Source organism: Armatimonas sp., assembly GCF_964826245.1.
Genome location: NZ_CBAYMC010000113.1, coordinates 1 through 13673, shown reverse-complemented (window position 1 = coordinate 13673; position 13673 = coordinate 1). Strand labels below are relative to the sequence as shown.

General features: G+C 59.6%; 17 protein-coding genes. 15 read left to right on the top strand and 2 right to left on the bottom strand.

Annotated features, from left to right (window positions below; translation table 11 throughout):
* The 3 genes from AC1XOS_RS12155 to AC1XOS_RS12145 form a co-directional block, all read left to right on the top strand.
* On the top strand, positions 1-646 hold a 646-nt coding region (locus tag AC1XOS_RS12155), incomplete at its 5' end, for a PI-PLC domain-containing protein (protein ID WP_481962486.1).
* 34 nt (positions 647-680) lie between these two features.
* The gene (locus tag AC1XOS_RS12150; RefSeq protein ID WP_481962485.1) at positions 681-1394 is read left to right on the top strand and encodes an SDR family oxidoreductase; all 714 of its coding nucleotides are present in this window, start codon (positions 681-683) and stop codon (positions 1392-1394) included.
* Positions 1394-2743, top strand: a complete 1350-nt coding sequence (locus AC1XOS_RS12145) for an NAD-dependent epimerase/dehydratase family protein (RefSeq protein WP_481962484.1) — start codon at positions 1394-1396, stop codon at positions 2741-2743. The genes AC1XOS_RS12150 and AC1XOS_RS12145 overlap by 1 nt, the downstream gene beginning before the upstream one ends.
* A 105-nt stretch (positions 2744-2848) precedes the next feature.
* On the opposite strand, the gene rsmA is transcribed toward AC1XOS_RS12145, so the two are convergent.
* Both rsmA and AC1XOS_RS12135 read right to left on the bottom strand, forming a co-directional pair.
* Positions 2849-3691 carry a 16S rRNA (adenine(1518)-N(6)/adenine(1519)-N(6))-dimethyltransferase RsmA gene (gene rsmA / locus AC1XOS_RS12140; protein WP_481962483.1) on the bottom strand — a complete coding sequence of 281 codons (843 nt, stop codon included), beginning with the start codon at positions 3689-3691 and terminating at the stop codon, positions 2849-2851.
* A 2-nt stretch (positions 3692-3693) separates the two neighbouring features.
* Entirely contained in the window at positions 3694-4581 is an 888-nt protein-coding gene (locus AC1XOS_RS12135; RefSeq protein WP_481962482.1) for a hypothetical protein, read from the bottom strand.
* Between the two features lie 298 nt (positions 4582-4879).
* Between AC1XOS_RS12135 and AC1XOS_RS12130 the strand changes: the two genes are divergently transcribed.
* From AC1XOS_RS12130 to AC1XOS_RS12075, 12 genes are all read left to right on the top strand, one after another.
* Entirely contained in the window at positions 4880-5560 is a 681-nt protein-coding gene (locus AC1XOS_RS12130) for a 3D domain-containing protein (RefSeq protein WP_481962481.1), read from the top strand.
* 35 nt (positions 5561-5595) lie between these two features.
* Positions 5596-5889 carry an MGMT family protein gene (locus tag AC1XOS_RS12125; protein WP_481962480.1) on the top strand — a complete coding sequence of 98 codons (294 nt, stop codon included), beginning with the start codon at positions 5596-5598 and terminating at the stop codon, positions 5887-5889.
* Between the two features lie 116 nt (positions 5890-6005).
* The gene (locus AC1XOS_RS12120) at positions 6006-6782 is read left to right on the top strand and encodes a tetratricopeptide repeat protein (RefSeq protein WP_481962479.1); all 777 of its coding nucleotides are present in this window, start codon (positions 6006-6008) and stop codon (positions 6780-6782) included.
* A gap of 18 nt (positions 6783-6800) precedes the next feature.
* Entirely contained in the window at positions 6801-7484 is a 684-nt protein-coding gene (locus AC1XOS_RS12115) for a hypothetical protein (RefSeq protein WP_481962478.1), read from the top strand.
* A 215-nt stretch (positions 7485-7699) separates the two neighbouring features.
* On the top strand, positions 7700-8236 hold the full coding sequence (gene pyrR, locus AC1XOS_RS12110) for a bifunctional pyr operon transcriptional regulator/uracil phosphoribosyltransferase PyrR (RefSeq protein WP_481962477.1): 537 nt from the start codon (positions 7700-7702) through the stop codon (positions 8234-8236).
* Positions 8236-9159: an aspartate carbamoyltransferase catalytic subunit gene (locus AC1XOS_RS12105; RefSeq protein ID WP_481962476.1), complete on the top strand. Its 924-nt coding sequence runs from the start codon at positions 8236-8238 to the stop codon at positions 9157-9159. The genes pyrR and AC1XOS_RS12105 overlap by 1 nt, the downstream gene beginning before the upstream one ends.
* Positions 9156-9665 carry a hypothetical protein gene (locus AC1XOS_RS12100; RefSeq protein WP_481962475.1) on the top strand — a complete coding sequence of 170 codons (510 nt, stop codon included), beginning with the start codon at positions 9156-9158 and terminating at the stop codon, positions 9663-9665. The genes AC1XOS_RS12105 and AC1XOS_RS12100 overlap by 4 nt, the downstream gene beginning before the upstream one ends.
* A complete protein-coding gene (locus AC1XOS_RS12095) occupies positions 9662-9940 on the top strand; it encodes a hypothetical protein (protein WP_481962474.1) in 279 nt (92 codons plus the stop codon). The genes AC1XOS_RS12100 and AC1XOS_RS12095 overlap by 4 nt, the downstream gene beginning before the upstream one ends.
* Positions 9940-10311 carry a hypothetical protein gene (locus AC1XOS_RS12090; protein WP_481962473.1) on the top strand — a complete coding sequence of 124 codons (372 nt, stop codon included), beginning with the start codon at positions 9940-9942 and terminating at the stop codon, positions 10309-10311. Before AC1XOS_RS12095 ends, AC1XOS_RS12090 begins: the two co-directional genes overlap by 1 nt.
* 72 nt (positions 10312-10383) lie before the next feature.
* Positions 10384-11652, top strand: a complete 1269-nt coding sequence (locus AC1XOS_RS12085; RefSeq protein ID WP_481962472.1) for a dihydroorotase — start codon at positions 10384-10386, stop codon at positions 11650-11652.
* Entirely contained in the window at positions 11649-12740 is a 1092-nt protein-coding gene (carA, locus tag AC1XOS_RS12080) for a glutamine-hydrolyzing carbamoyl-phosphate synthase small subunit (RefSeq protein WP_481962471.1), read from the top strand. The genes AC1XOS_RS12085 and carA overlap by 4 nt, the downstream gene beginning before the upstream one ends.
* A gap of 23 nt (positions 12741-12763) precedes the next feature.
* Positions 12764-13673 (top strand): glycosyltransferase family 39 protein (locus AC1XOS_RS12075; RefSeq protein WP_481962470.1); only part of this gene is annotated, 910 nt, incomplete at its 3' end.

The window sequence follows — 13673 nt, the reverse complement described above, 5'->3', positions numbered from 1 at the left end:
TAGCGTCGAGGCAGATATCTATCTAGAAGGCGGAAAGCTCCTGGTCGGGCATGACAAGAAAGACTTAAAACCCGAGCGCACTCTCACGAGTCTCTACCTGGAGCCGCTCTGGCAGCGCGTGAAAGCCAACCGAGGAAGCGTCTACCCGGAAGCCACACCGCTGACACTGCTTGTGGACATCAAGACCGACGGCGCACGCGTCTATGCCGCCCTCAAAGAGGTGCTCAGGCCCTACGCCCCGATGGTCACGCGCTTCGAGAACGGCAAGATCCAGCGCCGCGCCATCACGGTAATCCTCTCCGGCGACCGTCCCCGTGAGATTCTCGCCGCTGAGCAAAACCGCCTCGCTACCCTGGATGGCCGCCCTGACGACCTAGGCAAGAACCTCCCCGTCGCGCTCTTTCCTCTCATCAGCGAGAGCTGGTTTACGCTCTTCAAGTGGTACGGAAGCGGCCTGATGGGCGCGGCAGACCGCCAGAAACTCTCGGATCTGGTGGCGCAAGCCCACACCCAAGGCCGCACCATTCGCTTCTGGGCCGCCCCCGACAACCCCGCCGGCTGGGAAGTCTGCTGGCGCGCGGGTGTGGACTACCTCAACACCGACAAGCTCGCCGAGCTGGCAGCCTTTATTCGTAAACAGGCATAGAGGAAGCACGTTGCTCCCTGCCGAATCTGGTTGCATGACGGACGATCTTCTTCTTACGGGGCGCGTTGCCCTGATTGCCGGTGGAGCGGGCAGTATTGGACAGGCGGTGGCGGCGCGGCTCTCGGTGTTTGGGGCGACGGTGGTGACGGCGGACCGACCGGGTTCGATTGCGGACTTGCAGACCGATCTGCGCGATGCCAGCGCGGCGGATGCGCTGGTGGCGCAGGTGCTCCAGACCCACGGACGGCTCGATATGCTCATCAACTGCCAGGGAATCACCGGGGCGAGCGTGCCGCTCTGGGAGCAGACGGATGAGAACTGGGATGCGGTGCTCGAAATCTGCCTCACCAGTGTCTTTCGGCTCTGTCGCGCGGCAATTCGGCCCATGCGCGAGGCCCAGCGTGGCGCGATTGTGAGTATTGCGTCGGTGGCGGGCAAGGAAGGCAACCCGAACCTGTCGGCCTACTCCACGGCCAAGGCGGGCGTGATTGGCTTCACAAAATCCGTCGGCAAGGAAGTGGCAAAAGAGGGGATTCGGGTCAACTGCGTTGCCCCCGCACAGATCGCCACCCCGATGCTGGAGCAGATGACGCCAGAAGTAGTGAACGCGCTCCTCTCAAAAATCCCGATGGGGCGGCCCGGCACAATTGATGAAGTTGCCAGCGTCGTGCACTTTCTCTGCTCGGACGCCGCAAGCTTTGTCACGGCCCAGTGCTACGATATCTCGGGGGGGCGCTGCACCTACTAATGAGCAGTACACTGGTCTTTGGGGCGCTGCCCTGCAATGAGGTTCTCGGCTTTGCACGAGCGCCGCAGCTCGACTACGGCGCACCCGAGACAACCCCAAGCGTGCTGGGCGCGATCTTAGTGGAGAGTGGCGCAACGGCAGCGATCTGGGCGCCACCACCATTGGATTTTCTCGCGGCAACTCAGGCAAGCTACGCGCTGGCCTGCGCCGCCGCCGATGTGGGGCTAAAGCGCGTGGTCGTGATCTCGACCATGCAGCTCTTCTCACGGATTCCCCAGAGCTGGCACCTGGGCACCAACTGGCGACCTCGCGCCACGCGCAACAAAGAGACGCTGCTGCCGCTACTCGCCGAGCTCTCGTTTCAAGAAGTGGCGCGTGCGACGGGGCTGGGCGTGACGGTACTACGGCTGGGTGAGGTTTCTCTAGGCGAGGCGGCCGAGGCAGTACGGCAATCTCTGAATGATACGAAGCCTTGGGTAGTGCGGCACGTGGGTGAGGCACCAGGGCGGCCCGAGACCGACGGCGGCAAGCCCTGGCGCGAGACTCTGGGGCCAGTGGAGCCGATTGCCTCGCGAGAGGCAATTCGAAAAGTGGCAGTTCTAGGTGCCGGTGGGCCGATTGGGCGCACCGTCGCCGATGCACTTAAAGACCACTACACACTGCGCCTCGCCGATATCGCGCCGCTGGCCGAAGCGAAGCCGCAAGATCCCAAAGCACCGATTGCCCGTCCGTTGCCCGCGCCGCATGAGGAGGTGCATCTGGATGTGCGCCAGCTTAGCTCTGTGACAGATGCTTGTACAGGCTGCGACGCGATTATCAATCTCACGGTGGTGCGCCCTGACTTTGCGGGGGCGTTTGCGGTCAATGCGCTGGGGGCGTGGAATATCGGGCAGGCGGCGGCGATACTGGGCATTCGCCGCGTTGTGCAGACCGGGCCACAGCTCATCACGCTCCACGGCGAGAACGACTCTCTCTACGACTACCATCTTGCCTCGGATACCCCAACCCGGCCTGGTCGGCATCTCTACGGCCACAGCAAGTTTTTAGGCAATGAAGCGATGCGAGTCTTGGCGGAGTGGTACGACCTAGAAGTTCCGAATCTCATGTTCAATGGCTTCGCCCAGCCTGACACGGTGAGCGAGCACGGAACCTCGGCGATGATGCTGACCTGGCAGGACGCGGCGCGGGCGATTAAGTGTGCTCTGGAAGCACCGTCGCTACCCAGCCCCTACGAGGAGTTTAACTGCGTCGCCGATTTTCCGCATGACCAGTGCCGCACCGAAAAAGCGCAGCGCCTCTTGGGCTGGAAACCACAAGACACACTGGAAGGACTCTGGCGCAGACCCTAACCACCGACGAGCTCTTCGCGTGCCGGAGGGGGTCGGTGGTGATGCCGCCGGGGGGGGGAGGCCAGCCCGGCACGGGCTTTGCAGCCGCAGGCTACTGCAGACGCCTCATTCCATGGGGCGGCTAAAAAGAGCGCGTGCAATCGCGGCGATCTCTTCCAGGTGGAGCGTCTCGGCGCGGCGCTGGGGATCTACATTTGCTTTTTCAAGCGCGGCGAGAATCTCGTCGCGGGGGCGATCCATGCCGTGCGAGAGCGCTCCCAGAAGCACTTTTCGGCGCTGGCCAAATGCGGCGCGGCTGACGGCGAAGAAGGCTTCGGTAGAGGGTACATCCACAGGAGGCGTGGCGTGTGGCGTGAGGTGCAAGATCGCTGACTCGACTTTTGGCGGTGGGAAAAAGGCGTTTCGTGGGACGGTTGCCGGGATGCTCACGGTGGCGTAGAACTGCATAAACACCGAGAGGGAGCCGTAGATACCAGAGTCTGGAGTTGCCTTTGCCCGATCCGCGACTTCTTTCTGTACCAGAAGCGTGATGGACGAGAACACAGGGCGGTGCTCCAGCATCTTCACAATAAGGGGCGAGGTGATGTTGTAGGGGATATTGGCCACCACTTTGGTCGCCCCCAGCGTGCTCCAGTCGTACTTGAGGGCATCGGCCTCGATCAAGCGCCAGTTACTAAACTCCGCCATCACCTCCGCAAGCACCGCAGGTAAGTTGCGATCCAGCTCGATGGAGATAACTGAGCCTGCGTGCTTGGCCAGCTCACGCGTCAGCACGCCCGCGCCCGGCCCGATCTCCAGAGCCGTGTCGTCGTGGGTGAGCGCAGCGGCGGCGATAATTTTATCGAGGTGGTTACGGTCCACCAGAAAGTGCTGCCCAAAGCGCCGGGCGAGCTGAAGCCCATGCCGCTCCAGCAGGGCCTTCAGCTCCGTCGGACGTGTTAATTCCAAAATTAAAGCAAGCTATCTGGCGCGGGCTTACGAGGCGCAGGTCGCGCGGGGGCTTGCGGAGGACGCGCTACACCGCGTGGGGGCGGTGGTGGGGCATCTTCATCGGCGAACGGATCATCGAGATCGTCCATCTCATCATCGCCGCCGGGATCGGGCATCTCTCGTTCAGGCTCGCGAACGCGCTGGATCGGGGCATTCGCCGAGACCGGACGTGCTTGCATGCCAGGACCGGGGTCACTAGGGATGGGGCGCGGTGCGGGACGGGGTAGCGAGGCAGCCGTGCGCATGGGCGGCAAGTCGGCGGGTAGATCGGCCTGCGGGGGCAGGGGACGCGCTTGTTGGGGCATTGGAGCTGGGCGTGGCGCAGGAGCAGGAGCGCGCGGTGCCTCGTCTTCGTCAAAGGGCGGGGGAAGCTCGTCGCGCATCACCGGAGCGGGTGGGCGCTGCTGCAGCGGAGGCGCGGCTTGCGGGGCGGGAGCAACGCGTTGCGGGGGGCCATAGTTGCTTGGGCCCGGAGGCGGCGGAGCCATACGCGGCCCGGCGGAGGCTCCACGGCGCGGACCGCTCTCCTCAAGCTCGGGAGCGAACTGGGCACCGTAGCCACACATGGCCAGTGCACGGCCAACACTGCCGGTTTCCGCCTTCTCTATATAGTCGCCAAAGCCTTTCAGGTCTTCTTTTTTCGTGGCCGTGGCGATCAGGCGACCGTCCTCGTTGAAGATGCTTGCACGGAAGACCGCGAACTGCTTCTCGTGGTTGATCTCGATGGCCTCGGTGACTATTCCCCAGTCGGGGTGCTCACTGCGAAACCAGATGAGGCGGGCGGAGACAGGGAGGTACTCACGGTTTCCCTGGACTTTAATGACATAGCGCTTGGGGTCAAAAGACATAGTTTAGGATACTCGATTCTAGGGTTAGGCACCACAAAGTGGCGTTCCTTCTTTGTGCCGATTTAATATTTTTTTACAACTAATCATATATGAATAACTGTCAAATAATAAGTATATAGAGAAGGATAGGTTGACAGTAGCAGTCATCAAGGCTATACTCAACTGGTTTTAACAAAAGCGGAAACGTTTTTTAAAACACACCATGTCGGCAATCCTGCCGATTGGCGGACCCAAATTGGCGTTCGTCTCTGACTGCGGAGGGTGGCCTTGCGCCTCCCCACCGAGAAAGGAGGCATCCATGCCCTTCACAACCCATACGCGCCCTGTCGCCGCTACCTTGGTCGCTCTGACCAGCCTTGTAGCCTTTGCACAGACGAGCGCAACCCGGGTGCAAACCGTGATCCTGACGATCAAGGGGGAGAATCACGTTCTCCGTACTAGCGCCCCGACGGTGAGTCAGCTTCTGCAAGAGCAGAACCTCACCCTGACGGAAGATCAGAAGATCTCCGTGCCACTTAACACTCCTCTGAGCGAGGGGATGCAGGTTGCGATCGAGTCCAAAGCCGCTCCCGCAAGTGCTCCCAAAGCTGCTCCTGCGTCCATGAAGGTCGTTGCCCCGGCAAAAAAAGAGACGGCAGTCTCTCGTGGAACACTCAGCTCCCGCTCTAGCCTCGGCTCACTCTCCCGCTACGAGGGCAAGCGCGTTCTCACTCTGATGGCTACGGGCTACGGCCCCGGCGAGAATGGGCCGTGGGGTAACCGCACCTTCATGAACACCCGTGTGCGCTTTGGCGTGGTTGCCGTGGATCCCCGCGTGATCAAGCTTGGAACGCGGCTCTATGTCGAAGGCTATGGCGAGTGCCGCGCCGAAGACACGGGGGGCGCGATCAAGGGGATGCGCATTGACCTCGCCTTCGACTCGGATCGTGTGGCCAATCAGTATGGTCGCCGTAAAGTCCGGGTCGTGATCCTAGACTAGGATCTCCAAAGACCCCCTGAGAGGCCCGCCGGAGTATGGACGATTTTGAAGCGATTTATGCTTTTGTCCGCACGATTCCGGCGGGCTTTGTGCTGAGTTATGGGGAAGTGGGGGATCGGGTGGGCTCACGCCCTCGAACCGTCGGGAGCGCGATGGCGCACTGTGCGGAAGAAGATAAAGTCCCTTGGCACCGCGTGGTGGGCAGTGATGGCACACTACGGGTCGCACGCTACTCGCCCGTGCTTGCGGCAGAGCAGCGCCGTCGTCTTGAGCTTGAAGGGGTTGTCTTTGATACCAAGGGGCGTGTGCCTCATCCTTTTTTCTGGTAAGAAAACACGCAATTGTGCGGCAATTTCTATGCCAGAGAAGCTTTTTTAGAAAAAATGAGTATAATGCCTTTCATGGAGGATCGGTGGCAGGCAAGGCAACGTCTATAATTTCAGAGGTGGACTCCCTTCCTCTCCCCGCGGACGAGTGGCGCTGGCTCCATCAAGCCGATGCGCTGGTTGCGTCCGGGCGGATTGAGGAGGCTGTAGCCCAGCTCAAAACCCTGGTGCACGCGCTCCCCGACTCAACCCGTGGCTACGTCCGCCTGGCAAACCTTCTTCGGCAGTGGCGTCGGGCCGGAGAGGCCCGTGAGATACTAGAGACGGCAGTGGCGCATGTCCCCAATTGCCCCGTCTCTCGCGAAGCCCTCGCCGATGTCTGTCTGGAGATTGGTCGCTACGATGATGCGATTCGTCACGGACGAGCCCTACTTGATCTCAAAAAGCGCTCCATTCATGCGCGTGATCTTCTCTCCACCGCCTATCTTCACCGTGGTCAGTACGACCGTGCACTGCGCCTCACCGATGAGATGATTCGCCTCGATCCGTTTGAGCCTGCGCACCACTTTAAGCGCGGTGTCGTCCTGCAGCAAGCGGGACATCTTTCGGGCTCCTGTGAGGCATTCCAGCGTACTTTGGAGCTAAGCCCTGAGCCTGAGCTTCAGGAAGCCTGTCGGATGGCAATTGACCTTTTGGAGCGCTACCAGATTCGGCAGATCCTCACGATTGCCTCCGATGACATGCTCTTTCGGCTTCGGCTTCTCCGAGACCCACTGGATGCGTCTCAACAGCGCGGTTTCTCACTTTCCGAGACAGCCATTGCCGTACTGGCCGCACAACTCAGCCATCTTGTCCCGGATAACCAACCGGGCTGGCGACAGTACTACTATCACTAGGAATTTTTCACCATGGCTATGAATATAAACGTCGATGATGCTTGGGTACCCGAGCTTGAGCTGATGGATGCGGCTCCACGACGGATTATCGCTTTTGAGGACTATCCCGACCGCAATCGGCCCAATGTGCTTCTTCTCACCGGAGTCGCCGGAGTGTTGCTCGCGGTTGGCTTTGCTCTGTTTGGTCTTGCCATTACGAAGCGTGGGGGCAGTATTCCACTTAGTATCCCGTTGTTACTCGCAGGCATTGCAGGCCTAGTGTACTTCCCCATGAAACTTCGCCAGCACCTCGCGCGGGCGGAGCATCTGGTTACCAACGGCGCACCGGTGATGGCCCGCTTACTCTCGGCCGATAACCTCAATGGGGACACCTATGCTCGAAGCGTCAAGTACCAAGTCTCCCTTCCCGGCGGGGAACTGGCCCATCGCGACGTGAACGTAGACGATCGGGTTTTACCCAAGCGCATTCCCTCAAGTGCCACGGCACTGATGGATTTTAGCTCCGGGGATGTGGAACTCTATATCGCCCTGCCATTTCGGGCGGTTGCCAAATCCGCTCCCCGCGATCTGGTGGCACCTGTGGTGGCTCCCGTGGCCACGCCTCAGGAGATGGGCACGATTCGTATGGCTAATGCGCCGGAGATCACGCGTGAAAAGCCCAAGGACGAGAGTAACGAGCCCAAGCGCGAGACCTTTGAATAAGATTGGCAAGTGCGCCGTGGGCGTGCTACACTGATTCCAGACAACTGCAAATTGCCTTGTACGCTATCCTGTGAGGTAGACACTGTCCCGAGAGACAAACAAGGATGTGCGTGAGAACTTAGTGTCAACAAAGTCGTTGGTGCGGCTTTTCCTGCGCCTCCCTGCTTTCTCTCTTTAGAGAACCAGGGAGGCGTTTTGCTGGGAAAAGCATTTTTATGAACGAGACACAGGTCATGGATAGCGGCGATGTACGGCGGGCCCTCACCCGGATCGCCCACGAAATCGTCGAGCGTAACAAGGGCGCAACAGGCATCGCTCTTGTGGGCGTCCTCCGGCGTGGCGAGCCCCTCGCTGCTCGCCTTGCCTCGCTGATCGAGCGCATCGAAGGCCATTCCGTGGCCTGCGGCGGTCTGGACATCGCGCTCTATCGCGACGACTACGCCGTCCGTCGCCACGAGGCTCGTGCCAGCAGTATCTCCTTTGACATTACCGGCAAGACGGTGGTCTTAGTGGATGACGTGCTCTTCACGGGCCGCTCCGTGCGCTCCGCCATAGATGCTCTCATGGACTTTGGCCGCCCCGCCGCCGTCCAGCTTGCGGTTCTGATTGACCGAGGCCACCGCGAGCTACCGATCCGCGCCGACTTTGTGGGTAAGAACCTCCCAACCCAGCGCACCGAGCGCATCAATGTGAAGCTTGCCGAGCTCGATGGAGAAGATGCTGTGGCGATCGCCAAAGGAGACGAGAAATAATGAACCTAGCCGGACGAGATCTGCTGGGCCTAGAAGGGCTCGAAAAAGAAGCGATTGAGGCAATTCTCGACAACGCCACCACGTTCTCAGAAGTGCTGCGCCGCGATGTCAAGAAAGTCCCAACCCTGCGGGGTAAGTCGATTATCACGATGTTCTTTGAAAACTCCACCCGCACCCGCTCCAGCTTCGAAGCGGCGGGCAAGTACATGAGCGCCGATGTGATCAATATCAGCGGCAATGCGTCCAGCGCCAGCAAGGGCGAGAGCCTCCGCGACACGTTTCTGACGCTGCAAGCACTCACGGCAGACCTCGTGATCATGCGCACCCCGTTCAGCGGTGCGTGCCACCAAGCTGCCGAGTGGGTGGATATTCCCGTGGTCAACGCCGGCGATGGCATGCACGAGCACCCGACCCAGGGCCTGCTCGATGCCCTCACGATCCGCGATGCAAAAGGCAGTATCGAGGGCCTCAAAGTCGCCATTGTTGGGGATGTGCTGCACTCGCGTGTCGCCCGGAGCAATATCTGGGGCCTCAACACGCTCGGTGCCGATGTGCACCTAGTTGGCCCGAAAACCCTCCTGCCCACGGAGTCCGATAAGCTCCCTGTCACGGTTCACACCAACCTGGAAGAGGGCCTGGAAAACGCCGATGTCGTGATGGTGCTGCGGCTGCAACTAGAACGCCAGTCCAAAGCCTTGTTCCCGACACCCCGTGAGTACTGCAACCTTTTTGGGGTGAGTAAGAAAGCCCTCCGCGCCGCCAAGCCCGATGCGATTATTCTTCACCCCGGCCCGATGAACCGCGGCCTCGAAATCTCCGGCGACGTCCCCGACCTGCCCCGCTCCGTGATCGAGAAGCAAGTCACCAACGGCGTCGCCACAAGAATGGCTGTTCTCTATCTTCTTTTGGGAGCGGAAGGGTGATTGGAGGAATCAAGGAACTCCTCAAGCCGCTTGCGGCGTGGTTTGAGACGAATCCTAGTGGCCACCCTGACGCGCTGAACTTCCAGATTTTTGAACCTGGCCGGGGGGCTTCGCTGGTAGATTACTGGTCGGGAAAACCGGGGCTTGATGCATTTCTAGCTCCCTTTGGCTGGACGCGAAATGGCTCTCTCTACGCGTTCTGGTTTGTCGAAGAAGCTCCGCTGGCGCAGCAGCCCATCGTGCTTTTGGACTCGGATGCAGACTACTCGGTAGTGGTGGCAAAGTCGTACCTTGAGTTTTTGGCGCTACTTTCGGCAGGACTGGAAGACTTTGACGATCCTGAGTCTGCTTTGCCTGACTCCCCTGAGTTACTCGCATTTCGCGACTGGGCTTTGACTCAAGGTATTGCGAATATTCCTGATTTTGTCGGGGTGAATGCCATCACTCGTGAGGCATTTGAGGAATCACCGGATTTGTTGGAATGGTTGGAGGAAAAGTTAGCATGAAAGAGAAGCAGTATACAAAAGAGGAAATTGTTGCTCGTGGTGAGGCAATTTATACGAGCCAGCTTCGCACCTCCATTGAAAACGACGAGAACCTTGGCAAGATTGTCATGATTGATGTCGAGTCGGGGGATTACGTGATCGCGAATACCGGCCTAGAGGCGAGTCGGCAGATTAGAGTCAGACGGCCTGAGGGCGTTTTCTGTGCGTTGCGGATCGGCTACACTGCTGTCGAGACCATTGGTGGAGTTCTTCCCCGCCGAAAGCAGGCTGCCTGATGCTTCGGGGAGCGATTCGCCAGTTTCGCCCGATGGTAGAGTTTGCTGTCATCGGTTCGGATGGCAGACGGGCAACGATTCCGTTTGTGCTGGATACCGGCTACAGTGGGACATTGGCTCTACCAGAGGCATTTTGTGAGCAGCTCGCACTCGTCTGGGATCGTAGCCAACCAGCTACGTTAGCGAATAGAACCTCAATTATTGTAGACGTTTATCTGGGGCGCATGAACTGGAGCGGGCTGGAGAAAATTGTTGAGGTTCTCGCAGTGGAAGGTGATCCGCTGGTTGGCTTGGTGGCTTTTGAAGGCTATCGTGTCTGTTTAGACGTGACGGAAGGCGGCTCTGTTGCTGTTGAAGGGCTAGCCCCTTGATGCAGCATTCGCGGAGCGACTTTTTGGCGATTGCGCCTATTGACGCCGATTTCAATCGGCGGGATTAATATTATGATTTTACGAAATGGACGAATTATTGACCCAATGAGCGGGATTGATGGCATTGGGGACCTTCGGATCGAAGGTGACATGATTACCGAAATCCGGCTGGGTGGGGGGGCTACAGGTGATCATGAAGAATACGACTGCACCGGGAAAGTGGTCTGTCCGGGGCTGATTGACATTCATGTTCATCTACGAGAACCTGGCCAAGAGTACAAGGAGGACATGGCCTCGGGGCTGGGGAGCGCGGCTGCGGGTGGCTTTACAGCGGTGGCTTGTATGCCCAATACCAACCCGGTCATAGACTCCGCGCCGATCGTTCGTGATCTTCTCACACGCGCCATGATGGAGAAGAAAGCCCGACTTTATGTGATTGGGGCGCTCTCGAAGGGCCTAAAAAATACGGAGCTGGCGGAGATGGGCGATTTGAAGTGGGCAGGGGCAATCGCGGTCTCCGATGATGCTTTTCAAGTGCAAGATGCGGGATTTATGCGCAAGGTCATGGAGTATGCCGCGATGCTGGAGCTGCCCGTGCTGGCCCACTGTGAAAACACCACGCTCTCCGACGGCGGTGTGATGAACGAGGGCTACATGGCAAGTGCCTTGGGGCTAAAAGGTCTGCCACGGGAAGCCTATGAGATGGACGTGATGCGCAACGGGCTCCTGGCGATGATGACGGGCTGCCACCTACACGTGCTCCATGTTTCTACGGCGCGGGAAGTGGAGATCATTCGCTTCCTCAAGCGCTGGGGAGCCCCCGTGACAGCTGAGACTGGGCCGCACTACTGGTGCCTCACCGACGAAGCGTGCAAGGGCTACAACACCAACGCCAAGATGAACCCGCCGCTACGCACGGAGTCGGACTGCGAGGCGATGATCGCGGGCCTCAAAGATGGAACCATCGACTGCATTGCCACAGATCACGCCCCGCACGCGGGCTACGAGAAAGACCAGGAGTTTCCTCTTGCGCCGTTTGGTATTCATGGCCTAGAGACGAGCTTGGCACTGGGAATTACGTACTTAGTCAAGCCGCAGCACCTCTCGCTCGCCGCGCTGATCGGACAGATGAGCACGGCCCCCGCACGGATTCTGGGCCTGCCCGGAGGAACTCTGGAGCTGGGAACTGTCGCCGATATCACGGTCTTTGACCCTGAGATGGAGTGGATAGTAGACCCCGAGTCATTCGTGAGTAAGGGCAAGAACACGCCCTTTGGTGGCTGGAAGCTGACGGGCAAGCCGGTGATGACAATCGTGGGAGGAGAGGTGGTCTTTTCGTGAAAGCAATTCTAGCACTGTCGGATGGGACGGTTTTTGAGGGCGAGTCGTTTGGGGCGACGGGGAAAGCCAGCGGGGAAGTGGTCTTTAACACGGGGATGACCGGCTACCAGGAAGTCCTCACCGACCCGAGCTATGCCGGACAGCTCGTCACCTTAACCTACCCGCTGATCGGCAACTACGGCATCACCCCCGAAGACTTTGAGAGCAAGCGGGTTCAAGTAGCGGGCTTTGTGGTGCGTGAGCTGGCCGATACCTACTCAAACTGGCGCGCCACCGAGTCGCTGGATAGCTACTTAAAGCGAGCGGGCGTGCTGGGAATCACGGGCATTGATACCCGCACCCTCACCCGACGGATTCGCCACGAAGGCGTGATGATGGGGGCGCTCAGCACCGAAGAGACAGGCGCTGAGCTGCTCGCCCGCCTCCAGTCCTCCACGGCAAGCTACGACGCGATTGACTGGGTAAAGACGGTCACCACGCCCGAGCCCTACTTCTGGGGGCCTGAGGCGAGTGATGCGAAGTTCACCGTGAGCGTGCTGGACTGCGGCATCAAGTTCAATATCTTAAGAGAGCTGGCCAAGCTGGGCATCCGCACCGAGGTCTTTCCTGCCACCGCCACCGCCGATCAGATGCTCGTCAGCAACCCCGACGGCATCTTTCTCTCTCCCGGCCCCGGCGACCCGGCGCTACTGGGCTACGCGGTCGAGACCGTGCAAAAGCTTGTCGCCTCCGAGAAGCCCGTGATGGGAATCTGCTTAGGGAACCAGCTCCTCGGCTGTGCGTTTGGCGGCAGCACCTTCAAGCTTCCGTTTGGCCACCGTGGTGCAAACCATCCCGTGAAAGATCTCCCGACAGGCCGGGTCGTGATCACCAGCCAGAACCATGGCTACGCGCTCGATCCCAACACTCTCCCCGAAGACCAGCTCGAAGTCAGCCAGATCAACCTCAATGATGGCACGGTTGAGGGACTCACCCATAAAACCCTGCCGGTCTTCTCGATCCAGTACCACCCCGAAGCCTCCCCCGGCCCGATGGACTCCCGTTTCTACTTCGAGCGCTTTCTAGGTCTCATGGAGACGCGGAAATAAAAAAGCTCGCGCTGGTCTTACTGGTGGTCTTCTTGGTTGTCTCGCGCCTTCTCTGGCTCGATGCAGACCCGTGGCCACTGCTGGACTGGAGCTCGGGAATCTGGACGGACGAGGGGTTTTATACCTACAATGCCCGTAATGCCACTCTCTTTGGGCAGGCACGCCTAGATGGGTTTAACAACGCCAACCTGATGCCACTCCTCGACCTAGCGCAGCGCTTGGTTTTTGGAAAATTTGGTGTCCATCTCATCGCGGCACGTAGCCTCTCGGTGCTTGCCTCACTGCTCGCCTTATTTTTCTTTTGGGATGGTCTGCGACGGGGTTTTGGCAAAAGGATAGCGGTAACGGGGCTGGCGCTTTTGGGAACCGATGTCTTCTTCTGGGGCTACAGCCGCCTCGCCCTGATGGAGCTCCCTGCCACTCTCATTCACTGCGCGACGCTCTGGTGCCTCTCTCTGGGGACAAGTGGTGGACTCGTTATTGCGGGGCTACTTGCCGCGTCCACTCTTGCCTTCAAGGCAACCTATGTGATCTTTCTACCCGTGCCACTCCTGGCGCTGGGCTGGGCACGCCGCAAACAAGCACTTCCCTATGTCGCGGGAGCCATTGCCGGTCTGGCGATCTACGGAGCGCTCTGGGGGATTCCACACCGGGCCGAGATTGCCCACATGACCAACTTCTACCGCACACGCCAGTCGCAGCCGCGCTCGGTGGCAGAGGCGGGCCGGTGTGTCAGCTACGCGCTCTTTGGCTCCCAGCGCACGAACAAGCGCTACATGATGTACTGCTTGGAGACGCAGGCCCCTGTGGTGACGACCCTCGGCTTGATCGGACTCCTGGGAGTCGGTTGGCGACGGCGTAAGCGCGACTTTCTCTGGCGTGCCCTGGTGAGCTGGGCTGCGCTGGGCATGGGCTCGCTGATGCTGACCCGCT